This is a genomic window from Sporosarcina luteola, assembly GCF_023715245.1.
GTDB classification, from domain to species: Bacteria; Bacillota; Bacilli; order Bacillales_A; family Planococcaceae; genus Sporosarcina; species Sporosarcina luteola_C.
Genome location: NZ_JAMBNV010000001.1, coordinates 2,258,935 through 2,281,589, shown reverse-complemented (window position 1 = coordinate 2,281,589; position 22,655 = coordinate 2,258,935). Strand labels below are relative to the sequence as shown.

The window sequence follows — 22,655 nt, the reverse complement described above, 5'->3', positions numbered from 1 at the left end:
GTTAACATGAAAATCGAGTTTCCCGTAAAACACATAGAGAATAACTTAGTCTTTTCTCATGACGGTACTGTTTGGGCTTACTATAAAATAGACGGTTTCAACTATGACTTTTTGGAAGATGACGAGAAGATTCTACCCTTCCAACAACAAATGTCGTTCCTGACGAATGTAGGGCTTGACCTTCATTTCCTTGTCGTGCCTAATCCGACAAATATAAAAGGAATTTTGAACTCGACAATCGAGGAAATGAAATTGAAGGAGTATCCCCTGAAAGAGAATGGGATTCAATTTATTGAGCAAGTCAAAAAAGCCCTTGAAAATGAACGGGAATTGAATGAATCAAGTGAATACCATCATTATATCGGTATTCAATTAGATCCTGAGAAAAACAGATATGTCTCCGGTAATGCCGGTATCAATGCTTTGACTTCCATAAAGATGTTTTTCGAAGGTTTCAGTTCTCCGCTTTATCAGGCTGTAGGTTTGTATCCGGATGATATTCTTCAAAGCCAGATCAATGCATACCAAAGCCAAGCGGTTTCTATTGAATCTACAGTTGCCAATTCATTTGGCTCACGTATCCAAAAAGTTACAACGGAAGAACTGGTCTTCATTATCGAAAAGACTTTTAGTACACGAAACAATAACACGGATGTTCAGCCCCGCACTTATTTTGAAATAGGGACTGCTGTTGAGGGGATTGACAAGCAAGGAAATAAGCATAAAGCAATCCGAAACAATAAAAGAGATTTCTTTGACTTGCAGAATACGAATATTAGGGAAATCGGACCGAAGACTTTGCAGTTAAGCCGAATCACAGACGACAATGAAATTGAAAACCTGTATTGCCAATACTTGACTATAGAATATATGGATGACGTACAACATCATCCCGGCAGCGAATGGCTGTATCGCATTCAATTACGCATGCCATTCCCTTTGACAATTTCCATACGTGCAGAAAACCAACCGAATGAAATCATCAAGAAGAAATTGACGAATGCAAAATTAGAATTCAGGGACCAACGGAAAGAGGCTGAAAAAGGCGGACAAGTCGTTGATATGAGCGTGGATGTATCCCAAAGCGGAACCGTACAGATGGAAAACTATTTCAAACAAACTGGTTTCCCCGGTTTCGCATGTTCTTTCGTTTTCAAAGTCTCTGCTGAATCCGAAGAGCAATTGAAGACTCGCGTCGGTTTATTAAGAAATGAATTGTCTAAGTTCGGCTTGAAAATCGTGGCTCCATACGGAGAACAGCTTCACTTTTTGTTGGAGTCTATTCCCGGTTCGAGAAAATACCATGATGATTATAAGATGGAAGTCGCTCCTGGGGTGCTTGCAGGCATGATGTTCGGTGCCACGACGAATATCGGGGATAATCGTGGGTTTTATATCGGTCATACCTCACAGTTCTCCAAGCCGGTCTTTATCCAGCCCGATCTAGCTGCCAAGGCGTTCGATGGATTAGGAAACGTAGTGGATTCCATATCGGTACTCGTTGCAGGGATGACCGGAAGAGGTAAATCATTCTTCATGAATCTGTTCATTTATCTAGCCACTCTGACAGGTTCGAAAGGGTTGATAATTGATCCGAAGGGAGACAGGACTGGATGGGATAAAGGGCTGCCGTTCATCCCGAAAGAATTCATTGAGGTTTGGACACTCGGCTCTGACCCTGATGATGCAGGTTCGCTCGATCCATTTAGGACGAGTACGAGCATCGAGGAGGCCAAAGACATTACCATGGACATCCTATCATATCTGTCGAACATCGATCTAAATGATGATGCCTATAATATCTTGAGTGAAGCAGTGGAGGAAGTAGCTAATATGCCTGACCCGTGTATAGGTCGCGTCTTGAGTTATCTCCATGACTTGTATGAGAATCGCCCAGAAAGCATGTCAAATAGCCGTTATGAGTCATTGGAAAGGTTAAGGGGTACATTAGAAACGTTGAAACGAAATCAGTTGTCCATGTTGCTATTTGGTGAAGTGGGTCAAAATTTCAAAGTGTTGGGTCACGATAAGCCAATCCAGGTATTGATGATTCAGAATCTAAGTCTTCCTTCATCCAGCGAAAAGAAGAATGCACGGACAATCCATAAAATCTCCGAAGCCATTATGATATCCATCACGGCTTGGACAAAGCAATACATGTTCAAAGGGGATAGGGGAACCCATAAATTCATCCTTCAAGATGAAGCAAGTGCTATTGAGCGAAGTGCTATAGGTTCCGAACTGATGGATTTCATTGTTCGTATGGGCCGTTTCTATAATACTACGCTTATGAAGGGATCTCAGAATGCTTCCGACCATGGGAACGATGTCGCAAACATGGGGATGAAATTCAGCTTCGGTTTACGTAAGACAAGTGAAGCTGAAGAGATGCTAGACTATCTTAATCTACCCAAAACAGATGCAAACATCGAAATATTGAAGTCGTTGGATCGCGGTGAAGCATTATTCCAAGACATTTATGGACGGTCAGCCGTTGTGAAAATCAATCCTGTTTTTGTTGAATTGTTGGATGCTTTCGATTCCTCAACTTCATCCGAAGCGGAAAGGGAACGTGAAAAAGTAAGAGTTGTATGATAACATAAAAACCATTGAAAGGGAGTGATGTATTGTATAAAAAAAGTACGTGGAGTTTATTTCTCCTCCTAGCCATGACTTTTCTTATGGCAGCGTGCTCCGCTGAAAACGAAGAAGGTACAAAAGCGAAGTCTGTTGATAATGCGGAGAAGTATGCGGATGTATTTGAAGTGACGGATGAGATAGCTCATGATTTTATGGTTGTAAAGACTGAACAGAATTACCCTGAGATACTGGGGTATTTGTCCTCTGATGGGGTTGAAGAATTAAAGGAAAAGAAATCGTACCTGTTGGACAGTCATGAGTATCCTAATCGTTTTGAGGAGTTAGAAGGAAATTATGAATTGAGAAGATATGATAATTTCTACAGTGAAGAAAAGAAAGAAGTTTATTATAGGTATCGTACGCCAGACGACCAAAATGTTCTAACTAACGGTTGGATTATAATTAAACCAAATGATGAAAGTGAATGGAAAGTTGAATCCTTTTATGGAGAACGGCCAGAAATTATCAATGATAGTAATGCGGAAACTGGAACGGTACTTCATGAATTACCAAAGGAATAAAGAATTAAAAATGAAAGGAGGTAACAGGCTACGGTAACCCTTGCTATATGCATAGGGTTATTTTTTATTGCCTAAACCATATGCTATCTAAATCTAAAGTTATATTATGTAGCACTATGATGGTTATTCTGTTTTTCACTTTAGGTATAGCTAATACTAGAGCAACAGACGATGGAGAAGATCCTACCTCCAAAACAAATATCATGGATATTATTACGGATCAGTATGGTGAATTTAAAGATGACCAAAAATCTTATTATCATTTAGATGCCGTTTCGGATAAAGATGTGGAGTCCTCAGAGGAAGGGGAAAAGTTTTGGGCTGATACTTATGATAAACTTTTCGGCTGGGCTGATGTTAAAGAAAATGTGGGAAATAAATTAAGTGAAATGGTCAATCTAGTCAATAACATTGTTTTTGACATTAATATATTTTTGACTTACACAATGTTGGTTATGTATGACCTAGCATATACAGCAGATTTTACTGAAAAAATCATTGTAGAGCTAGAATCCCTAATGTCAAATATCACAGGTATTTCAGGTGGGGCCTTCAATATCGGATTCGGACTCTTTGGGAATCTGGTAAAACTGATTGCTGTGTTGACAGGCATATATGCCTTGTACATTTTCATTGTAAAACGTGCGTTTTTTGAATCATTTACATCTGTCTTTCAAACAATTATTGCGCTTACCATCGCAATTTTTATGTTTGCTAACTACACCGCTCTATTAACAGGAGCAAATAAGATTACAACAGAACTAAGTGGATTTGTTGTTAGTCTTCCCAGTCATTCAGGGGGACAAGAATCGAATGTAGAAGACCCAAGAACGAAAATGAAAGACAGTATTTGGGGTATGTTTGTTGATAGACCATATTTATATATGCAATATGGAACACATGATGTCGAATCATTAGGTAGAGGAGATAGAGATAGGGGTGTACAACGCGTAAAAAACATCCTAAAAGAGCCTGTTGGTGAAGAAAGATTAACTAAAGTCATTGAAGATGAAGCATCTAAAAATGGACATAGTAATCACATGATGAAATATTCAGCTGTGAACAGCCGTTTAGCATTCTCTTATTTTTACATGGTAATTAACGGTCTTGTGTCGCTTCCTATCTACTTATTATCGCTTTGTTTAATACTATTTCAGTTTTGGTTCATGGTGATTGCTGCTCTTGCACCATTTGCTTTACTGATAGCAGTCATTCCGGGTCAGTTCAATGTAATGAAACGTTATTTCATTGAGCTCGGTATACCTTTGGCCTTGAAGATATTTGTTTCATTCGTTGCGTTGATTGTTTTTGTGATTTCAGACATCATCTATGCTGCAGATTTCAAATCGCTCAGCGGTGGTTCCAATCCGTTTTATAGCTATGTTGGTGCAGCAACTTTCAATCTGTTGTTGTTTGCTACAATCTTCATACTAAGGAACAGAATCAAGGACATCTTCTCTTCCGGTTCTAATACGATTCGAGAACTCCGTGAGAGTTCGGGGACGTTCAACGCTCCATTTAAAAAGGGCATGCAAAATGTCGCAACAGTGGGTGGAGCTGTCGCAGGGGCTGTTACTGGCGGTCCTGCCGGTGCAATGACAGGAGCAGCAATCGGCGGCTCGGTTGGTAGAGTCGTGACTGGTGAAGGTGGCGTTAGTGATGTTGCAGGTTCAGCTATGAAGGCTCAGCATCTGGCCCATCTAAGCAAGATGTCACAATCAGAAAAAGCTAATACGCTAACCGGTACTGATAGGAGTAAGCTTGAAAACTTCCTGAATGATAAAGACTTTACTCCTGAGATGAAGAAAGAAACGATGGAGGCATTCGAAAAGGCAGGCATTAATCAGCTTTCAGATGATGAACTTGCTGAGCAATTTGAGAAGATCAGTAGTCGAGGGGATATGGAAGGGAATTTCGCCGAAACATTTGCTAAGGGTATCTCGGATAACAGAAATAGCCAAGCGGTCGAGCTGGAGAAAAATGTACTGTTCCCTGACCGAAAACAAAGACGGGAACAAACAAAATCAGTTCTGTCCGATACAGGAATGTCGTCAGAAATGGTGGACTTAACTATGCAATCTTTAGAAAAGCATGGCCTTCATGATGTGAGTCCTCGAGAATTGCGTACGGAGTACCATAAACTGAAAGGACAAAGGGATCTTTCTGGAGGCTTTGCAGAAACATTTGCAAAAGGTATTTCCGATGAAAGAAGATCGATTCAATTGCAAAAAGAGATACAGGATGTATACGGTGAAGTGGAATACGAACTGCACTTGAACAGAACAATGATAACCAATGAGCTTTCGAACAGGGGGCTCCCGTCAGAAATGATTGACAGGACGTTGGATACTTTAAAATCACATGGAGTAGATAACCTCAGTCAAACGGAAATGAAGAGACACTTTGATTTAGTTGTAGAAAAAGGAGGGCAGGGCGAATGGAAAAATGGGTTTGCTGATACGTTTGTCGCAAATATCCAAAACGAGAGAAAGGCTGTTGAATTGGAGAAAGAACGTAAAGCCCTCCTGAAGAGTAATAACCTTAAATCACTTGGTGATTTCCCAAAATAATCCTGGCTTTTACAAGCGAGAAATGTCACTGAAGGAGTTGGAAGCACGTGAATGAACGAACAAAACGAATACTCATGATTAGCGTGATAGGTCTCTCTGTCACGCTTTTATTATTGGGTTTTATTGTAGGTATCGTTGATAAGTCGAAGGAGAAGAAAGCAGAAGAGAAGGCAGTTGAAGATTTAGGGTCAACAGAAAATCGCGGGATTTGGCAATATACTTCGAAGGAAGGTGGATCAGAAAATCAAAACGTTAGTAATAAAGAAATGAAATCTGAAGAAGTGAATGAAAACACGGATGACAATTTCACAAAAAACTATTTGAAAGTACCCGATGAAGTCACTAAAAAACCAACACAAATCGATATGTTTCCTGAGAAGTATCTAGATGAAACGAAGATGCTGGCCGAAGACTTTGTAACCAAATTCCACACGTTTGATAGGAAGAAACCAACCGAACATTTAAATTCTGTTGAGGGGGTCTTGATACAAAGCCATATTGATTACCTGAGAGATGCCAAGGCTGAAAAAATTGAAGGGATGAAGGATGTTGAAGGTATCGTTTCCCGAAAAGTTCTATCCGTAGAAATAAAAGAACCTGTTGCGCCTACTTTGATTGCTATCTCATGGGATGGGGTCGTTGTAAGCGAAGTGTTGGATAGCGATGGCAATGTAAGAAAGGACACTGATATTTACAGCATGATGTTTGAGAAGGACAGCAACGGAAAATTCCAGATCACAGATTTCTATTTGAACTATGACCAAAAGAGATAGGGGGAATCGAGTGACATGAAAAAGTTGCTATGGTTGGTTCCTATCTTAGCCAGCCCAGGTTTGCTTCTTCTGTTATCCATTCTCGCCCTTTTCCTCTTCCTAGGCGTGTTTATAGTTTTTACTGAAGAAGATGATGAAAGATGGAACTTTGCAGGAGGTGCGGTATGTAGACCGGACGGGGAAATCAGCGAAGAATTGTTCTTCTCCCAGTTCAACAATGCGGGAAAATTTACCGAGAAGGGAACGGTTTTTATTGAGGTTGCTGAAAAATATGGTATAGATCCGGTATTAATGGCTGCTATTGCGTTTCATGAAACAGGTTCAGGAACGTCTGCCGCAGTAATGCTGAAGAACAATCCGGGTGGTTTGATGGACCCTGCAACCGGCAGTCGTTTTTTATATTCCTTCTCGACGATTGAAGAGGGCATAGAAGCCATGGGGAAGACATTGCACAATCGAATTATCAAGGATGGATTGATTACGATTGCCGATTTAGGAAGCGCCTATGCGCCCATTGGGGCTGATAATGACCCCACTGGTCTTAACAACCACTGGGTGCCAGCAGTTACAAAATTCGTTGCTCAATTTGGTGGTCTGACGATGAACTGCGAGGTTCATGTTGTTGGTGACTGGATGATTCCGTTATTGTCGGGACTGAAGATTAACAGCCCATTCGGTTATCGGATACACCCTGTCTACGGTGATGAACGATTCCATACAGGTATAGACCTTGCTTGTACGAATGGCGATCCGATACTTGCAGCGCAAAGCGGTAATGTCATTTTCGCCTCCGAGAACGGGTGGTCAAATGGGTATGGTCTTCATGTAATAATTAATCACGGGGAAATCACTACGCTATATGCACATATGGATTCGGTGGCAGTCGGGATAAATAAGACTGTTTCGCAAGGTGATGTGATCGGTACTTGCGGTTCAACAGGAACATCAACTGGTAATCACCTCCACTTTGAAATTATTCGCGCTGGTGTGAAGGAAGATCCAATGCCTTATTTATCGGAATACAAGCCTGTCGATGATGAATAACCATTTGTCCGACGTGAATATAGCCTTTAATCGTTGATTTCAAAGTATTTTTAACTGTCAACGTCCGACGTTGAACAAAATGAACGTCTGACGTAAAAAGACCGCTTGAAGCCCGTTGCTATAAGGTTTCTTCTTCCTAACGTCCGACGTTGGGTTATTTGTGTTTCATAAACTTCGATAACGTCCGACGTTAGATATCCAAAATGTAGTCATAGCAAGGGTTCATGATATGAAATAACGTCCCCGATGTAGAAAGGAGTGAAATAGATGGAGGAAGAAAAGACGTTGCTGCTTGAGCAATTGAAGAATATCGAGAGAATGAAGGTCTACCTAATGTCTCGGATTAATGTGATAGGTGGTAATAGGAATGCAATAAGACGGACAACGGTCTATCCGATGGCGAAAGTGAAGCCGATGCTAATCGATGACTACCCCGTTTTTCAATTTTCTTATGAGGGAGCCCTTCCTTTATATAAAGAGGAAGACCGGGATTACCTTGCAATGATTAGGCACTATTATTTCAGAGCAACCATCGATGCTTATGACTTTTCGAAGATTGATTTCCAATTCGATAAATCTGTAATCATCATTGCTCAGCATTATGAAAATAAACTCATTCGCGATTTAGACAATCGCAACAGAAAGCTAATTCAGGATGCAATCCGGCACACGGGTTTAATTGGGGATGACAGCTGGTGGCGAGTATGGAATGTAGATATAGGTTTTTTAGATCCACGAGGCAATCATTTCCAGGTATATGTGGTGTCACAAGACAATTTTGCGGAATTCATTGAGGTCCTTAAAAAGAGAAATTTTCACTTGGCCCATATTCCTGACCCATCAATTAAGGAAGGGATAATTAAGAAGTACGAATCTGATATCAAAGAAAAAGACGTTGGAAATGTACCGCAACCCGAGGAGACTACGGAGCAATTATCGGATATTGCAGCTACTCATTTTTGGGGCTGACCTTTTTGTGATTTCGGCTATATTGTACCCAGCGAAATAATGATTTTTTTGGGTGCAATATAAGGATTCATATCAAAATGCAATGTTGTACCCGATTTAAGCATTATATTGTACCCGTTGCTTTCAATTTGAAATTACGGAGGGAGTGGCTTTACAGAAAATCAGTCGAATTGGACAAATTCAAGAGGTTTAGTTGAGGCAATTCGTAACACCGTGTAGAAGTGACCGAAAATAAACAGCCCCTACGAATTAACGAAAGGAGAGGATTCAATGGCGCGAGCCAACAAAAAACAGGTGGTGAAGATACTCCAACCTCTGGATATTGCGATACTGACAGGACTCTACGAATACCGTGCATTGAGTACGGAGCAGATCATGCGACGCTACGAACTGTCACGGTGGTACACGTACAAGAAACTGCGCATCCTGCGGAATTCCAGATTGATTAGCACGCATCCAATCAGCGGCTATCTAGTGAATCAGAACAGACAAGGCTCGTATCACCGTATCAGTGAAACGGGCATTTCCTGCTTGCGAGAGCAGGGGGTGCCTGTTGAACGGCGGGCAGACCAATTACGCATCAACGTCCGTCACTTACCGTTCCTTCTATCCACCAATGACGTCATGATTGATTTGGAAGCGTACGGTTGGCAAATGGAAGATAGCAGGAGTGTGAAGGCTAAATTCGAGCTTAACCGAGGGGCAAATGTACAAGGGATGCTGAAAAGTCCTAGGGGAACAGACTACCTCTTCTACATGTTCCTCCACGGCGTAGGAATGAAGAATCTCATGAAGGTATCCCATGAACTGATGGACGTCAGCAATCCAAACTATATTCTCTTCGCCAAAAGTGCAGCTAGCTACAAGACAATCGTTGAACACCTTTCAACCAATACGTCTGTCATCTTCCAATGTCAAAGCCTAAAAGTTTTCCCGTACACGTTCGCCAAATACTATTTACGCCATTTTGAAGATGAACAAAACGTAATGAGATTTCTGGAAGACTATGAAGTATACGACTTTTTCCTTAAAACGAATTTCAAAGATACCCGAAAGAAGATATACGATGGATTGGAGCGGATCGTCCGTCACAAAGGTGAGGAAAAGTATCTCGTAAATCTTCTCGACACCGATTTGGTCAAAATTTACAATGTCCGTCATTACCGTAAAGAAATGTACCAATTGGACGGCCGTAAAGTGCTCCTGATTACTACTTCCATGACGAGGCGCATGCACGAACAATTACTAGGCGAAATCCACCATGTTGATTACCTTGAAATTGATTCAAGGGAGCTGATCGATTATCTAAAGGCAATCCAACCCGTTACTTCAATATAAAGTGTCCTTTGAAATACGTTCTGTATTTAACTAACTCATGAAAGGGGAAGTTACATGGAAACCAATAATCAAGTCATTCCCGAACTGCTCGAAATGACAAAGCTCACAGCACACGAAAAGTTCCTCAATAATGAAATAGCCGTACATCTTGGCGAAAAGGAGCAAAAGCGAATGTACCGAACCATGCGTGAACTGCTGACAGATGAACTCGTTTTCGTGTTGAATCTTGAAGTGACGAATGCCCGAAGCAGAAAGGGTTGATCGTATTGCAAGTATTCATTGCGGTGATTAGTTTTCTAACGGCAGCATTGGGCGTTACAGCTATGTACAATGCTGTCTACATCCCGACAGCAAAGTTGATTCTCATTTCAGGGCTGACAGTCACGGCCATCTATTTCATTGTTAGGCGACTTCAACAACAGAAATATAAAAAACTGGATAGGTTAATGTCGTTCACAATGTCCCTGTTAGCATCCATGTTTCTTTCAAGCCTTGTTCATGCAGCGTGGGATATGGAAAAGTTCCTTTCTCGGTTAACGACGATGAAAATGACTTTGGTGTTGCTCGTGATAGTTGCTGTTTACTTGAACGTTGTCATCATACGTGCTGAAATATCGTACAAGAAAAAACGTGGCAATCAACGAATCGAGGAACAACCGAACAAAAGCTATTTTGAAAAACGAAAAGAGGAAAAGGAGAGGATACAGCGAGGGGAAGTTAGAATAGTGCTTGGTGCATCCACTGATAATGAAGATAATTGATCAAAATATATTAAATTGCAGTATAAGTATTCGGAAGGGGTGTTGGAATATTTTGAAACAAGGGCTATAATTCTACTTATAGAACTAACGGGACAGTTTAGCGAAAGAAGTAGGTGCTTGATTAGGTATTTAAGGTTATGCACAAGAAAAGTGTTTTGATAGGGGAGATATACAAATGAGAAAGAGAAAAGTGGGAATTTTACTATATGATTTTGTAGATTTATTAGATTTTGCTGGTCCAGCTGAAGTGTTATCATTAACCGCTAATAATAAAGCCGAGCAAGCATTTACCCTTTACAAAAAGCAGTTGTTACCTACAAGACCGTTTGAAGTAATAACTATTACAGATACAGGAAACGAAATAAAAACTCATTCAGGGATAATAGTACAACCTGATTTTAGCATTGATAATAGTCCAGAATTAGATATTCTAATAATTCCAGGCGGACCATTAAGGGCGGTACAATCTGTGGTTAAAAACCAAAAGGTAATAGATTGGATTATTAAACATAATAGCATTGAATATATATGCTCGGTCTGTACTGGAGCATATATTTTGGGCGAAACTGGTTTGTTAGATGGAAAGAAGGCAACGACTCATCATTTAGCAATGAAGGTATTACAAGAAAAATACCCTGATATTCGAGTAGCATCAAACAGCAAAGTTGTACACGATAGTAACCTCATAACTTCTGGTGGAGTTTCTTCAGGAATTAACATGGCACTTTATCTCGTTGAGCAAATTATGGGAAAAACTACTTCCGAAAGAACAGCTAAAACTATTGAATTTGTACAATAAATAATTTTACTAACGGGTGTTTTACTTGAAGATCATCGAGCGCTTTAACGGTTCTTTTTTCTTGTTCTACTTAAGGAGGTTAGTTGAAGAAGATAAATTTATTATTATACTTGACCGCGTACCTTAGTACGCGGTTTATAATGTTTATAGGGGTGAGTTATATGAGTTACAGAATTAGTGTATTTGCAGAAAAATGCGATGTAAATAAAGAGACGATTAGATATTACGAACAAAGAGCATTATTAAAAGAGCCTTCACGAACGAATGAAGGTTATAGGATATATTCAGATGATGATATTAAACGTGTAAAATTTATCAAAAGAACACAAGACCTTGGCTTTTCATTGAATGAAATCTATAAATTGCTTGGAGTTGTTGATAATGATGAAGTTCGTTGCAAAAATATATTTGAATTTGTATCAAAAAAGGAAATAGAAATTCAGGAACAAATTGCAGATTTAAAGCGTATTGAGTCAATGTTAAGGGACTTAAAAAGTCGATGTCCAGATCAAAAAGCATTACATCAATGTCCAATTATCGAAACGATAATCTTTGATTGAATATCACCCTTGATTTTATAAATATAAGGAGGAATAAATAGTGAAAAAATATCGGGTTAAAATCATTGGAATGACTTGCACGGGCTGTGAAGAACATGTTGCTGTTGCTCTTGAAAACATGGGTGCAAAAGAGATTGAAGTGGATTTTCGTCGCGAGGAAGCTGTATTTGAACTTCCGAATGACGTGGAGGTGGAAAGAGCGAAAAAGGCAATTTCTGATGCCGAATACCAACCTGGAGAGACAGAAGAAGTACAACAGCAAGAAACGGTTCAACTTGGAGATGAAGGCGATTATGATTATGACTACATTATCATTGGTTCTGGTGGAGCATCCTTTTCATCTGCCATTGAAGCCGCGAAATACGGAGCGAACGTGGCAATCATCGAACGTGGCACAGTGGGTGGAACATGTGTGAACATCGGATGTGTTCCTTCAAAGACGCTGTTAAGAGCTGGAGAAATCAATCATATAGCAAAAAACAATCCGTTTGTGGGATTGCACACGTCAGCAGGCAATGTCGATTTGACTCCATTAATTAAGCAGAAAAACGATTTGGTGACGGATCTTCGAAACTCGAAATATATTGATTTAATTGATGACTATGGCTTTAAATTAATAAAAGGTGAAGCGAAATTCGTGGATGAAAAAACTGTCGAAGTGAATGGCATGCAGTTATCAGCCAAACGATTTTTAATCGCGACAGGTGCTTCACCAGCTGTACCAAAGATTCTTGGAATAGAAGAGGTAGATTATTTAACAAGTACATCATTACTTGAATTAAAACAGGTTCCAAAACGTCTTACAGTCATTGGTTCAGGTTATATCGGTATGGAATTGGGACAACTATTCCATCATTTGGGTTCAGAAGTAACGTTGATGCAAAGAAGTCCACGACTGTTAAAGGAATACGATCCTGAAGTTTCAGAAGCAATCACGCAAGCATTAACAGAACAAGGGATTAATTTAGTAACAGGGGCAACTTTTGATCGTGTTGAACAAGATGGCGAGATAAAAAAGGTTTATGTAACGGTCGATGGCAGGACAAAAGTCGTTGAATCAGACCAGTTACTTGTTGCGACGGGAAGAAAACCAAATACGACGACTTTGAATTTAGAGGCAGCTGGTGTTGAAGTAGGCTCGCGTGGTGAGATTATGATCGATGAGTATTCAAAAACAACGAATTCAAGCATCTATGCAGCAGGAGATGTGACGCTTGTTCCTCAATTTGTATATGTGGCAGCTTATCAAGGTGGAATTGCAGCAGGAAATGCCATCGGAGGACTGAATAAAAAGCTGAATTTAGAAGTGGTTCCAGGGGTTACGTTTACAGCTCCAGCGATTGCAACCGTTGGTTTAACGGAGCAACAAGCAAAAGAGAAAGGCTATGAAGTGAAAACATCCGTCTTGCCTTTAGATGCCGTTCCGAGAGCTTTGGTTAATCGAGAAACAACAGGTGTTTTTAAATTAGTGGCAGACGCAAAAACAATGAAGATAATAGGGGCTCATGTGGTAGCAGAAAATGCAGGAGAAGTAATTTATGCAGCGACACTGGCTGTCAAATTCGGTTTAACCGTGGAGGACCTCCGAGAAACCATGGCTCCATATTTAACAATGGCAGAAGGATTAAAATTAGCTGCCCTTACGTTTGATAAAGATGTATCAAAACTATCTTGTTGTGCAGGTTAAACCTTCATTTATGTGGTGTTATATGAATCAAATGTCTTAGGAGGATTTTATGGATTATTGTGAAAAGATGAGAGAGATGATTGGGAATTCCCCATTAATCATTGTACGACCAAGTGTAGCGATCATCAATCAATCTGGAGATATTTTATTGTATCGATACATAGGTGGAACATGGGGTATTCCTGGTGGGATTTTGCAGTTAAATGAGTCCATTGAGGAGTGTATTAAACGAACTGTACAAGAAGATGTTGGTATCACGTTAAATACATTGCAGTTATTTGGTGTCTATTCTGGCAAAGAATTAATTAATCGTGTCGAGGAAAGCGGCGATCAGTATCAGACTGTTGCAATTGGTTATTTATGCGCAGACTTTGAAGGAGAACTAACTCCTGATGAGAATCAAGCAATTGAAGCTCAATTTTTTAACTTAGACCAATTACCTTCAGAAACCGATCCTTTTATTAAGAACAAATTACTAGAACTAAGAGGGCAACTTGAAATAAAGAATACTTCTTGTTGAATAGTTCAAGGCTAAGGTTTTAATACAACCCTTTAGATGATAAATAAAATACATGATGTAAACTCATGCAAAACACATTTCATTTAACCATTAAATGAGATGTGTTATTTTTTATTTCCTATTTACAAAAGGGGGAAATCGCAAAGTGCTTTTCAAAACTAAAGTCTGAAAAATAAGCTGCACATCTACCCGGAAGTTGAAGCCCATGTAGCAAAACAAAGCCCAGCCGAATTAAACGAGCTGGGTTTTCTTGTACTTCATACTTCCATCCAGCCGAAAGTGTGTTAAATAATAAAGTATAAATCCGTTGGATTTTGACAAATTTCAAACATTTTCTTGTATTAGATTCACGATTTAGAGAAGAGGGTATAATAAATGCAGGCAATTGACATAAAATTTACTAAATGGAGGTTGCATAACATGTTTAAAAAGAAATTACTGATAGGGATTGTAGCTTTATTGCTGACGGTTATATTGGCAGCTTGTGGCGGTGGCAATGGAGAAAATACGTCTGATAGTAACGCTGGATCAGAAAATGACACAACCGAAAACGCAGAAAATGAAGTAACACAGACTGAAGAGGAATCTGATACCTCTGAAGAAATGGAAGGAATGGATCATTCTGGTATGAACCATTCAAGTTCAGGTGAAGTTCCAGAGGATTTAGCAGATGCTGAAAATCCAACATATCCAGTTGGAAGCGAAGCAGTAATGCATGCGAACCATATGGGAGGCATGGATGGAGCTGTTGCAACTATTGATGGTGCTTATGATACAACTGTATATGCTGTAACCTATACGCCTACTACTGGTGGAGAAAAAGTTGAAAATCACAAGTGGGTTATTCATGAAGAAATTGAAAATGCCGAGGAACAGCCATATGAGCAAGGGGATGAAGTTGTCCTTGAAGCAGATCATATGGAGGGCATGGAAGGAGCTACAGCTACCATTGATTCGGCAGAAGATACAACTGTCTATATGGTAAGCTATACAGATACAAAAACTGGGGAAGAAGTCGAATATCATAAATGGGTGACTGAAGATGAACTATCATCAGTTGAATAGAATATTGCTAAAATCAAATCCCTCACTTTAAAGTGAGGGATATTTTAAACAAAACTTCCCCATTGTGCTTTAATCCATATAGAAATAAAAGTACACTTTGGGCATTTCAAAATGGATAGAAAGCAAATCAGTATTAAACTAAAGCTTGAAGTATAGGTTTCAAACAACGTTGTTGCTATTCTGGAGACCAAATAAAACAAAAATAACACGTTCCATTCAGCCATTGAATGAAACGTGTTATTTTTATTGTTTTTTACCGAAGGAGGAAATCACAAAGTGCTTTTCAAAACTAAAGTCTGTAGTAAAAAGCTGCACATCTACCCTGAAGTCGAAGCTCATGTAGCAAAACAAAGCCCAGCTGAATTAAACGAGCTGGGTTTTTTAGTCCTTGAAACGTCCAACCTGCTGTTAAAAACGTTGAAAACGAAAAACTACAGCAAGAAGATGGGGTTCTGGATTGAACGTATTTCTTACAACGTTCACAAACTACCTGAATTGTTGGAGAGTGAACAATCAAATCGATTGAAAGAAAAACAACAGAGTAAAGAGGACTTAGAATTACTTAGACACAGGATTTCAAGAACACTCCACACCCTTTTCAGTTTTAAAGAGTCAAAACGAACGCCTTTCAAAATGGATTCGATTTATGAATACTTCGGCAAGTGGGATTGGAAAAAGAAATGACCTTGAGAGGAGGTGAGTCAAATGGGAATGCCCATCGTATGGCAAGGAAGTGATTGCTTCACCCATATGCTTGCTGTCGGTCCAACCCGTTGTGGCAAGACAGCGACAATATTGAAACCGATGATTTATCAATTGCTGCTTCAAAAGAAGAGAGGCGTCCCTTTGGGGATATCTGTAGTTGAACCAAAAGGCGACGTGGCGGAAATGGTAAATGAAATGTGTTTAGAAATGGGCATCCCTTGTATCCATGTAGACCCGAACAAAACCGATTCTGCCAGTTTCAATCCGATGGAAGGAGAAATGGATACAGTGGCCGAGGCAACAGTCGTTGTCTTGAAAGGATTGTTCGGTAAGCAGGATGCATTCTTTGCAACTGTTCAAGAATTGTCGGCACGGAACGTCACCAAACTGCTGAAAGAACTGCACGGGGACGACATGGATATTATCGACGTGATGAATACGCTGCGCGATCAGCACGTCCTACAGCAAAAAGTAGCGGAACTGAAACACAGGGACGGAATGACGGATCTTGTTCATTTCTTTGAATCCGAATTACTCGGCAGCATGCGGGAGAAGTACCACCAGTTCGTCATAGGGTTACGTGCGCAACTTGAAAACATCGTCAGTAACGAAGCCTTGCGGACCATCATGACAGGAAGGAGTGATGTGAACATTGATGAACATTTGGAAACAGGCGGTGTCCTTGCGGTCAATACTGCACTCGGAAAGCTTAGAAAAGCAGGTGATGCCTTCGGTCAATTCATGATCATGCACCTGCAAAACGGTACGTTTAGGAGGCCGGGAACGGAGGATACGCGCATCCCCCATTTTTTAATCGTGGATGAGTACAGCCGGTACATCAATCCAGACGTTGAAATTTTCTTATCACTCGCTGCCGAATATCGGGTAGCGGGTATTTTTGCGACTCAATCCCTTGGTCAACTTGAAATCGAGTCGGGAAATCTTGGTCCGAAGGCAATGAAACAAGCGATTCTTACATCATGTAGAAACAAAATCTGTTTTGGAGGCATCTCTGCACAAGATGCAAAGGAATTCGCGGAGGAGTTCGGAAAGGACAAGGTCATTATGAGGCAGAGCACATACAAGAACCGTGTATTGCTGCCTCGCCTGTTTCCGGATTCCTATCGTGATACGGAAGATGAGGAATATAGGTTCGACCCTACGGACTTAATGGACGGTATCCCAAGGTTTAACTTTGTCCATAAGCTTCTGCAGGACGGGACCCCTCAGAAACCTGCACTGGCGAAAGGTCAATTTGTGCCTCGTAATTGGAAGGAGTTGAGGGAGTGGGAAGATCAAAAGTCATTTAAGAAGATTAATCTGAATAGCTTGAGTAACATTTTCCAACGACGCAAGAAAATCAAAAAAGGACAAGCGTCTGAATCTGAACTTGTGAAACAAGTGGGGGCTGAGTCGGAAGTGGAACGAATCATCCAGCCCAAACTTGATACGCAACATTCTTATGAGGTAACTCCTGATAAAAAACTTTCCCGTACTCCTTTACCTGAGGAGAGAAAACAGGATACCGGAATAGAGAACGTTGATTTATCAGAAGAAGTATCGAGCAAGAGCAACGTTCAATCATCTACAGTCAAGACTGTAATTCCACCGAAAATAAAAGAGAAAGAAGCGAGCAATGTGGTAAGGTCCAATGACGGATTCTGGGATTAAATAAAACGTGTTTAATATCTAACCAAAATAAACCTATGGAATGGAGAGAATTTAAAATGGCTGAAAACAACATGCAAGTTCTAATTGAAGGTTTTGACCCATCGAAAGTGGAAGCGGTAAATAACTTTGATAAGGATTGGAAAGAGGTCTACGGTGCTCACCAGAACAATTCCATCATTCAAGCCCCTATTGTCGGCATTGAGAAACTGCTTGATAAGCCGTGTGCCGTGGTGAGTGTAGGAAATATTCGCGGATACATTCCTATGGAATTTACAGGGGCGGCCAACCTTCGACACCTTCGTGCAATGACAGGCCAGTCCGTAGCATTCAAGGTACTGAATTATGACAGAGAAGCGGAAGTTTTCACAGGGTCGAGAACCGCAGCTTTGGATCACATGGCAGCAATCACGTTAAGGAAAATAGAAGTAGGGGATGAAATCATTGCCGTGGTTCGCAGTGTCAGCCCCTCACTTGTTCGAGCGGATATCGGTGGAATTGAAGTGAAGATTCCCCTCGAAGAGATTAGGTACGGCTGGATTGATGATTTAACAGAAGAAGTCAAGCAAGGTGACCATCTGAAAGTGAAAGTGATGGAAATTAACAAAGAAGAGAAGACAGTGACTGTCAGTGCAAAGGCATTACAGGAAAATCCATGGCTCCGTTCCATTGGTCGATATACTTCCGGCAACGAATACGTTGGCACTGTCTCTGGTGTCCGCGAATACGGTGTGTTCATTAATCTGGAGGCAGGTGTAGATTCATTGGCCCGTCACTTAAAGTTCCAGAACGTTAAAAAGGGTGATCGTGTGCTTGTTCGTGTATTGGAAACTGATGCACAGAAAGAGCAGATCCGTGCTCGTATTACGCGAGTGTTATAAATAGCAATGGGGGTGCGTCAAATCGACGTGCCCCCTTTTTCAATATAGATTAGAGGAGGAGATTCACATGGAAATCAGTCCATATTCTTTATCACACAATTGGTCATTGCTTTGGACACGAATACCATCCAATATTAAACGATCGCCTTTTGTAAATGGAGAATCACCGAAAGAACGCAAGGCGTTAGAAGCACTAGCAGCAGTAGGTCTAATCGGTGGAACTCAACTCACCCGCTTATTTTCTTTGGATAAAAAGCGCCTCAAAAGAATGGTAGCCGAGAAGAAAATTGTTCGACATGAGATCCATCGAAACAAGCAGGTCATACCGATTTATACATTAGGAATTAACGGGGCAGTCGTTGCGGGGCTGCATGATTGTTATGAAAGTAATTATTGGGTCGAATACAAAACAGATGATGTTTTAAAACGGCTTCTGTTCTTTCAAATGTATAAACATTTTCCAGAATCAAAAGTTCTGCCAACACAGGAACCATTCAGTGGGGTGATCCAGTTTCAAGGCAGGCCAATCTATGTGTATGTGGTACGCGGTGATTTATATGACCTACTGATGTATTTAAAATGGAAAGATAAAAGCTTCAACGAGCGATTCATAATAATTACTGAGTCACTTGGACAGTTACAACCTTTAAAGTTAATCGTTGAAAAAGTTAAAGTTAGAGTTGTTCTAGATATGGATTTACAAGACGACCGTGGGAATCTTCAAATGCTCTTTTACTTCGTTGATAAGTTCGGTGATTTTAATAGAGAAATTAAAGGTCAGGATTAAGGTTATACGTTAATAGTAGTACTAGATAAGCCTTGGGGGAGGATATTGGCACATCATGTTATTAGATTAATTTTTCATTTATTATGTTCAAAAAAGGCTGATGTATTTCTCCTCCCCACATTGGAAGCAGAACTTTATCGTATATTTACTTGGACAACTTTGCACTGTTAACCTTGCATTACCTGAACCATACCTTGAATTTGTGAGGGGTAGGTATAATTTCCTTAAATTCCAACATTTCATGAGCCATTTATTGTAAGATGTATGTAACCTAGGAATTAGGGAAGCAGGGTTAAATATTATTATAGTCTCAAATAATATATATAGGGAAGTGCAACCATGAATAGGGAAATATATCTTAAACTAATCGCCGATGCATTGGGTACCCTTTCACATCAAGTAGAATATCGAAATTCAATTAGTCTGTATGATATTAATATTGTATCCGAAGACTTTTTTAAGGAATTCCTAAATTTAATCTACGGACATAGACTAGTTAATTTAAATATCATCGAAAAAAATATAGCCGCAATTGATTTGGGAGATATAGAGGAAAAGATTGCCATTCAAGTCACATCTGATAATTCAAGCACAAAAATAAGGGAAACCATAACAAAGTTTATAGATAAAAAGTTGTATGAAAAGTACGATAGATTAGTAATATTAATAATAACTAGAAAGAAAAGTTACACAAGTCAATTTGAAACACGTGGGACATTTTCATTTAATAAGGAAAATGATATTTTAGATAGTAAGGATATTCTGCTAGAAATAAAGGAAAAAAGTACTGAGGAGTTAATGCATATATCTAAGTTTTTACAAGAGGAATTAGTTGTTCATGTACATAAAGTAAAGAAAAAGCAAGCTAATGAAATTGAAACTATTATTGAACTCATCGAATACTTGAGTAACAATAAAGGTAAAATTAAAAGGCGATTAGAATCTCCAACTGATCCTAAACATAAAATTAATAAAAGGTTCAACGAATACGCTGAATTTCTTAAAGGATTATACGTTGAATTAGTATCCTTGTACGGAGATGCCGTTGAACAAGCAATTACCATATTAGGACTTGATGAAGTTAAATCGTTAATCATGGGGCTTTTCTTAAGAGATATTAGTAATAAATTTTTAGAAGAGGCAAATGGAAACCCGAAAATAGCACTTGAAAACTTAGCATTATATTTCGAAAAATTATTGGGAGAATCCGGAAAAGAATATGATCTTATGGCAATAAAGTTTTTTTTGATAAATGAAACTATAAATTGCAACGTTTTCCCAAATGCGGAGGGTCAAGATGAACCAATTAGTATCTGAAAAGGGTAATATTAAATCGTCATCAGTATACATAGGTTACTTAATTCTTAAGGAAATAAAAAAAAACAAAGGAAGAAAAATTTCTATTTATAAAATTTCTGATTCGTTAAAAAAAAGTGGTATTAATAATAGCAGACAAATTATTTTTGGATTAACATTTTTATATTCTTTAGGAATTATTAAATTTGAGGAGCCATACTTATGGATAGACAAGTCAATCGAATTAGAATGAAAAAACTCTATTCAGAACCTGAAATGTTTAATCCGATTATTTTTCATGATGGAGTAAATATTATTTTAGGGGAGAAGTCAGATTCAAAAACTATTAATGGGAGAAAAACAAATGGTGTTGGAAAATCATTATCCATAGAGTTTTTGAATTTTTGTTTGTTGAAGAAGATTAATGAAAGTCGAGTTTCCTTAATACCAAGTGAAGTATTTGGGGAAAACGTTAATATAAAACTAGATATTGACATTGGTCCTAATCAATTAACTATTATAAGGAGTATTAAAGATCAGGATAAACCCATTATATTAAATGATGGTAAATCAATTAAATTCGAAACATTGGATGATGCATTATTTTATTTGAAAAATTTAGTTTATGTTAATTTAGATATAGAGCAAGTCCCTTCGTTTAGATCATTAATTTCTCCCCTTATAAGGGATGAAAGGTCAGAGTTCAAAAATATATTGGAATCCTTTGATGTAACTAAAAAAATCCCAATTGACTATATACCTCATTTATTTTTATTGCATATCACACTTGATGCTTATAATAAAACACAAGTAACAGTTAAAAGAATAGAAGAAATTAAAAAGGTCTCTACTAATGCGAAAAAGATAGTTACTGAAGGAAATAAGAAAAAAATAGCCGAAGTAAGAGCGGAATTAAATTCCCTGGATGATGAATTAAATAAAATAAGTGAAGCGATAGAAAGTTTCAAAAGCAATGAAGCATTTAATTCAATTGAGAAAGACCTTATAAGGATTGAAGACTTACTAGATACTCTTAGAAAGAGGCAAATGGCAATAAAGTACGAATATAATAAAATAAAAAAACTTCCAAAACCTGAAGTGATTGAAAATGAAGAAATTGAGATGATTTATAATCAATTTAAAGAAGGATTAGGAGATTTAATCGTAAAATCCTTAGACCAAGCAATCAATTTTAAAACAAAGGTTGAAAGTTTTCAAAGAGCCCTTATATATCAAAGAGCCTCTGAATTACAAGCACAATTAGAGCAAACCTCAGACGATATAAGTAAACTTGACGACCAATATTCGGAAAAATTAAAGGTTATTGATCAAAAAGGTATTTTAAAGGATTTGAAAGTTAGTTTAAAAGTTTATAATAATAAACTTAATGAGTTTTCAAAACTCAAAGCATCTTATAATGACTTTGAGAGCGCTGAAAAGGAAAAGAAAGCTCTGTATTTGAAAAAGTCGGAAGAGATTTTAGAATTAGACAATACAATTGAAAATAAAAGTCAAATTCAAAAAAGCTTTCTTTCCACATTACTTAATATTCATGAGTTCATTATGGGAAATAAGGAATGCTCCTTTTCTATTGACACCGTTAATAAAAAAACAACCAAGAAAACAATTGAAATTGAGATGAGAATTTTTGATGATGGTAGTCACAGTGTGAATAGAACAAAAGTGTTTATTTATGATATGGCATTAATGTTTAATGAGTACACAAGGAAAAGGCACCCGGGCTTTTTAGTACATGATAATATATTTGATGTTGATCAAGATACCCTTGTGCAAAGTTTAAACTTCCTTGAAAATCAGGAAAAAAATCAATTAGATTTTCAATATATTTTAACTCTTAACAGAGATAAAATTGAGAATGAAGAGCAGATGGAAATTATAAAACTTAATATAGAAAGCCATAAAATTGCAAGCTTCACAAAAGAAGAAAAGTTCTTATTGCAGAATTATCAAGAGAGATAATAGAAACTAGTTTAGCTGTTCAAAGCCCATTCAGTAATTTCTCTGAATACAAGATCACTATCAATAGAGTTTTTAATTAACTTGCGAAATC

At 38.7% G+C, this 22,655-nt stretch carries 21 protein-coding genes; all 21 read left to right on the top strand.

Features of this window, described 5'->3' with window-relative positions:
• The first annotated feature begins 6 nt into the window (after positions 1–6).
• The 21 genes from M3152_RS11070 to M3152_RS10970 all read left to right on the top strand — a co-directional run bounded on the left by M3152_RS11070 (position 7) and on the right by M3152_RS10970 (position 22,564).
• Positions 7–2,595: an ATP-binding protein gene (locus tag M3152_RS11070; protein ID WP_251695174.1), complete on the top strand. Its 2,589-nt coding sequence runs from the start codon at positions 7–9 to the stop codon at positions 2,593–2,595.
• A gap of 32 nt (positions 2,596–2,627) precedes the next feature.
• Entirely contained in the window at positions 2,628–3,161 is a 534-nt protein-coding gene (locus M3152_RS11065; protein ID WP_251695173.1) for a hypothetical protein, read from the top strand.
• A gap of 47 nt (positions 3,162–3,208) precedes the next feature.
• A complete protein-coding gene (locus M3152_RS11060) occupies positions 3,209–5,731 on the top strand; it encodes a CD3337/EF1877 family mobilome membrane protein (protein WP_435371935.1) in 2,523 nt (840 codons plus the stop codon).
• Positions 5,732–5,778: 47 nt separating this feature from the next.
• On the top strand, positions 5,779–6,504 hold the full coding sequence (locus tag M3152_RS11055) for a hypothetical protein (protein ID WP_251695171.1): 726 nt from the start codon (positions 5,779–5,781) through the stop codon (positions 6,502–6,504).
• Positions 6,505–6,519: 15 nt separating this feature from the next.
• Positions 6,520–7,548: a peptidoglycan DD-metalloendopeptidase family protein gene (locus tag M3152_RS11050; RefSeq protein ID WP_251695170.1), complete on the top strand. Its 1,029-nt coding sequence runs from the start codon at positions 6,520–6,522 to the stop codon at positions 7,546–7,548.
• Positions 7,549–7,815: 267 nt separating this feature from the next.
• Positions 7,816–8,517, top strand: coding sequence for a hypothetical protein (locus M3152_RS11045; protein ID WP_251695169.1), 702 nt, complete (start codon positions 7,816–7,818; stop codon positions 8,515–8,517).
• Between the two features lie 270 nt (positions 8,518–8,787).
• The gene (locus tag M3152_RS11040) at positions 8,788–9,855 is read left to right on the top strand and encodes a replication-relaxation family protein (protein ID WP_251695168.1); all 1,068 of its coding nucleotides are present in this window, start codon (positions 8,788–8,790) and stop codon (positions 9,853–9,855) included.
• Positions 9,856–9,909: 54 nt separating this feature from the next.
• Entirely contained in the window at positions 9,910–10,116 is a 207-nt protein-coding gene (locus M3152_RS11035; RefSeq protein ID WP_251695167.1) for a hypothetical protein, read from the top strand.
• Positions 10,117–10,121: 5 nt separating this feature from the next.
• On the top strand, positions 10,122–10,616 hold the full coding sequence (locus M3152_RS11030) for a hypothetical protein (RefSeq protein ID WP_251695166.1): 495 nt from the start codon (positions 10,122–10,124) through the stop codon (positions 10,614–10,616).
• A 175-nt stretch (positions 10,617–10,791) separates the two neighbouring features.
• Positions 10,792–11,415, top strand: coding sequence for a DJ-1/PfpI family protein (locus M3152_RS11025; RefSeq protein WP_251695165.1), 624 nt, complete (start codon positions 10,792–10,794; stop codon positions 11,413–11,415).
• 161 nt (positions 11,416–11,576) lie between these two features.
• Entirely contained in the window at positions 11,577–11,975 is a 399-nt protein-coding gene (merR, locus tag M3152_RS11020) for an Hg(II)-responsive transcriptional regulator (protein ID WP_251695164.1), read from the top strand.
• 40 nt (positions 11,976–12,015) lie between these two features.
• On the top strand, positions 12,016–13,662 hold the full coding sequence (gene merA, locus M3152_RS11015) for a mercury(II) reductase (RefSeq protein WP_251695163.1): 1,647 nt from the start codon (positions 12,016–12,018) through the stop codon (positions 13,660–13,662).
• 49 nt (positions 13,663–13,711) lie between these two features.
• On the top strand, positions 13,712–14,182 hold the full coding sequence (locus M3152_RS11010; RefSeq protein ID WP_251695162.1) for an NUDIX domain-containing protein: 471 nt from the start codon (positions 13,712–13,714) through the stop codon (positions 14,180–14,182).
• Positions 14,183–14,602: 420 nt separating this feature from the next.
• Positions 14,603–15,247 carry a YdhK family protein gene (locus M3152_RS11005; protein WP_251695161.1) on the top strand — a complete coding sequence of 215 codons (645 nt, stop codon included), beginning with the start codon at positions 14,603–14,605 and terminating at the stop codon, positions 15,245–15,247.
• A 276-nt stretch (positions 15,248–15,523) separates the two neighbouring features.
• Positions 15,524–15,931 carry a hypothetical protein gene (locus tag M3152_RS11000; RefSeq protein WP_251695160.1) on the top strand — a complete coding sequence of 136 codons (408 nt, stop codon included), beginning with the start codon at positions 15,524–15,526 and terminating at the stop codon, positions 15,929–15,931.
• 21 nt (positions 15,932–15,952) lie between these two features.
• Positions 15,953–17,623, top strand: a complete 1,671-nt coding sequence (locus tag M3152_RS10995) for a type IV secretory system conjugative DNA transfer family protein (protein WP_251695159.1) — start codon at positions 15,953–15,955, stop codon at positions 17,621–17,623.
• Between the two features lie 56 nt (positions 17,624–17,679).
• On the top strand, positions 17,680–18,501 hold the full coding sequence (locus M3152_RS10990) for a S1 RNA-binding domain-containing protein (protein WP_251695158.1): 822 nt from the start codon (positions 17,680–17,682) through the stop codon (positions 18,499–18,501).
• Between the two features lie 67 nt (positions 18,502–18,568).
• The gene (locus M3152_RS10985) at positions 18,569–19,288 is read left to right on the top strand and encodes a hypothetical protein (RefSeq protein WP_251695157.1); all 720 of its coding nucleotides are present in this window, start codon (positions 18,569–18,571) and stop codon (positions 19,286–19,288) included.
• 339 nt (positions 19,289–19,627) lie between these two features.
• Entirely contained in the window at positions 19,628–20,605 is a 978-nt protein-coding gene (locus tag M3152_RS10980; RefSeq protein ID WP_251695156.1) for an SMEK domain-containing protein, read from the top strand.
• The gene (locus M3152_RS10975; RefSeq protein ID WP_251695155.1) at positions 20,586–20,837 is read left to right on the top strand and encodes a hypothetical protein; all 252 of its coding nucleotides are present in this window, start codon (positions 20,586–20,588) and stop codon (positions 20,835–20,837) included. Before M3152_RS10980 ends, M3152_RS10975 begins: the two co-directional genes overlap by 20 nt.
• Positions 20,807–22,564, top strand: a complete 1,758-nt coding sequence (locus tag M3152_RS10970; RefSeq protein WP_251695154.1) for a DUF2326 domain-containing protein — start codon at positions 20,807–20,809, stop codon at positions 22,562–22,564. The genes M3152_RS10975 and M3152_RS10970 overlap by 31 nt, the downstream gene beginning before the upstream one ends.
• The last annotated feature ends 91 nt before the right edge of the window (positions 22,565–22,655 follow it).

Excerpts from the sequence above, each read along its gene's own strand:
- M3152_RS10990 (WP_251695158.1), top strand. The coding sequence starts at position 17,680 with ATGGCTGAAAACAACATGCAAGTTCTAATTGAAGGTTTTGACCCATCG.
- M3152_RS11010 (WP_251695162.1), top strand. The coding sequence starts at position 13,712 with ATGGATTATTGTGAAAAGATGAGAGAGATGATTGGGAATTCCCCATTA.
- M3152_RS11050 (WP_251695170.1), top strand. The coding sequence starts at position 6,520 with ATGAAAAAGTTGCTATGGTTGGTTCCTATCTTAGCCAGCCCAGGTTTG.
- M3152_RS10970 (WP_251695154.1), top strand. The coding sequence starts at position 20,807 with ATGGATAGACAAGTCAATCGAATTAGAATGAAAAAACTCTATTCAGAA.
- M3152_RS11060 (WP_435371935.1), top strand. The coding sequence starts at position 3,209 with ATGCATAGGGTTATTTTTTATTGCCTAAACCATATGCTATCTAAATCT.
- M3152_RS10995 (WP_251695159.1), top strand. The coding sequence starts at position 15,953 with ATGGGAATGCCCATCGTATGGCAAGGAAGTGATTGCTTCACCCATATG.
- M3152_RS11025 (WP_251695165.1), top strand. The coding sequence starts at position 10,792 with ATGAGAAAGAGAAAAGTGGGAATTTTACTATATGATTTTGTAGATTTA.
- merR (WP_251695164.1), top strand. The coding sequence starts at position 11,577 with ATGAGTTACAGAATTAGTGTATTTGCAGAAAAATGCGATGTAAATAAA.
- M3152_RS10975 (WP_251695155.1), top strand. The coding sequence starts at position 20,586 with ATGAACCAATTAGTATCTGAAAAGGGTAATATTAAATCGTCATCAGTA.
- M3152_RS10980 (WP_251695156.1), top strand. The coding sequence starts at position 19,628 with ATGAATAGGGAAATATATCTTAAACTAATCGCCGATGCATTGGGTACC.
- M3152_RS11070 (WP_251695174.1), top strand. The coding sequence starts at position 7 with ATGAAAATCGAGTTTCCCGTAAAACACATAGAGAATAACTTAGTCTTT.
- M3152_RS11035 (WP_251695167.1), top strand. The coding sequence starts at position 9,910 with ATGGAAACCAATAATCAAGTCATTCCCGAACTGCTCGAAATGACAAAG.
- M3152_RS10985 (WP_251695157.1), top strand. The coding sequence starts at position 18,569 with ATGGAAATCAGTCCATATTCTTTATCACACAATTGGTCATTGCTTTGG.
- M3152_RS11045 (WP_251695169.1), top strand. The coding sequence starts at position 7,816 with ATGGAGGAAGAAAAGACGTTGCTGCTTGAGCAATTGAAGAATATCGAG.
- M3152_RS11040 (WP_251695168.1), top strand. The coding sequence starts at position 8,788 with ATGGCGCGAGCCAACAAAAAACAGGTGGTGAAGATACTCCAACCTCTG.
- M3152_RS11005 (WP_251695161.1), top strand. The coding sequence starts at position 14,603 with ATGTTTAAAAAGAAATTACTGATAGGGATTGTAGCTTTATTGCTGACG.